A 1,654-nucleotide genomic window follows, 5' to 3' on the forward strand; every position below is an offset into this window, starting at 1 on the left:
CTATAAAAGATAATAAAAAACTACGTGGAAAGACCGCATTTTATATAAAAATATACGTTAAGTTGATGGATGTGTGGCGGTACCCCTTGTAGTGATTGGGGTGCTTTTAGATGGATTTGGACTATACGAGCCTTTGATTGATTTTGCTGGGGCAGGGGCTACCGTTCTGATTACAAGTTTTGGGAATTCGCTTGTTCATGGTGCGATGCAGGAAGCTGAAAAACATGGGTTAGTTGGTGTACTGACAGGAATGTTTGAAGTAACTAGTTCTGGTATTTCAGCTGCCATTGTTTTCGGCATGATAGGAGCTTTAATTTTTAAGCCAAAAGGATAAGGAGAATTAGGATGACAGTAGGATCAGATGTTAAACAGTGTTTTGCCAGTCTAAGAGGGGTAGAAGCAAGTCTCTCAAGTTTAGCATTACGGACTCTTGATGATGAATCGAAGCGAACTTTGCATGAGGCTATGATGGTAGTATACGAAGTAACAAAAGATTTAAAAAAAAGTGTAGGAGAACTAGAAGGAGAGGAACTTCAGTACAAAGGTTTCTAGAAAAACTATATTTACAGGAGGTGTAAGCAGTGCCTGAATGGTTAGATATAGCTGTACGCTCAGCATTATTTGTTGCTGTTTTATTTTTCATTACAAAATGGTTAGGGAAAAAGCAAATTTCCGAACTAACTTTCTTTGAATATGTCACCGGTATTTCTATTGGGAATATTGGTGCAGAAGTGGCTATAGGACTTGAACGGAACATTTTTCACGGAATTATTGGAATTGTCATTTTTGCGGCTATTCCCTTTTTCGCTGGTTTAATTTCATTAAAAAGTAAACGTTTTCGCAATTTTATAGAAGGAAAAGCAACTGTATTTATCAAAGATGGGAAGATTATGGAAGATAATTTAAAAAAGGAAAGATATACGACAGATGAACTGTTAGATCTCCTTCGCAGGAAGGATGTCTTTCAAGTCTCTGATGTAGAATTTGCTGTTTTAGAGGCAACAGGTGATTTATCTGTGATGCTAAAGAAAGAAAATCAACCTTTTTAACAGCAAAGGATATAAACTTGAAGGTTGCTTCAATCAAGGAGCCTCAGACCATTATTATGGATGGTACAATAATGGATGAACCACTAGCCACGATTGGACGAAGTCGGGCTTGGCTACAAACTGAATTAGAAAAACTAGGGGTAACGATTGAAAATGTATTTCTGGGACAGGTTAATTCTTACGGAGAGTTAACGATTGATCTGTTTGACGATAAATTACAAGTCGCACCCCCACAAGAAAGACCCTTAATTCTTTCAACCTTGAAAAAATGTCAAGCAGACTTAGAACTATTTGCTCTTGGAACGGAATCAAAAGACGCCAAACAAATGTATAGGTTAAACAGTGAAAAATTACAAGAAGCCATTGATAAAGTGACCCCTATTTTAAAAGGATAAGGATTTAGCTTAGATTCATACATGACGAAAAAAAGATACCATTTTTAATTGAAATAAGTTTAAAAACCTTAGTCCAATTTCGGACTAGGTGAATTTTTTTACGAGGTGTTAGAAGTGTCTATTTTTTTAGTTAAAGTTATTTTTATCTATATTGTGTTTATTGTAGCAGTAAATATTTTAGGGAAATCAGCTCTAGCCCAACTTACCCCT

At 36.0% G+C, this 1,654-nt stretch carries 1 protein-coding gene and 2 pseudogenes; all 3 read left to right on the top strand.

Features of this window, described 5'->3' with window-relative positions; all coding sequences use genetic code 11:
* Nucleotides 1-85 precede the first annotated feature (85 nt).
* Nucleotides 86-334, top strand: a pseudogene (locus PDQ33_RS28785) (SpoVA/SpoVAEb family sporulation membrane protein); the annotation flags it as partial.
* A gap of 11 nt (nucleotides 335-345) precedes the next feature.
* Nucleotides 346-552 carry a DUF1657 domain-containing protein gene (locus PDQ33_RS28790; RefSeq protein WP_270395282.1) on the top strand — a complete coding sequence of 69 codons (207 nt, stop codon included), beginning with the start codon at nucleotides 346-348 and terminating at the stop codon, nucleotides 550-552.
* A gap of 29 nt (nucleotides 553-581) precedes the next feature.
* Nucleotides 582-1,444, top strand: a pseudogene (locus tag PDQ33_RS28795) (DUF421 domain-containing protein).
* The last annotated feature ends 210 nt before the right edge of the window (nucleotides 1,445-1,654 follow it).

Source organism: Bacillus cereus group sp. Bc031, assembly GCF_027716265.1.
Lineage (GTDB): Bacteria > Bacillota > Bacilli > Bacillales > Bacillaceae_G > Bacillus_A > Bacillus_A paranthracis.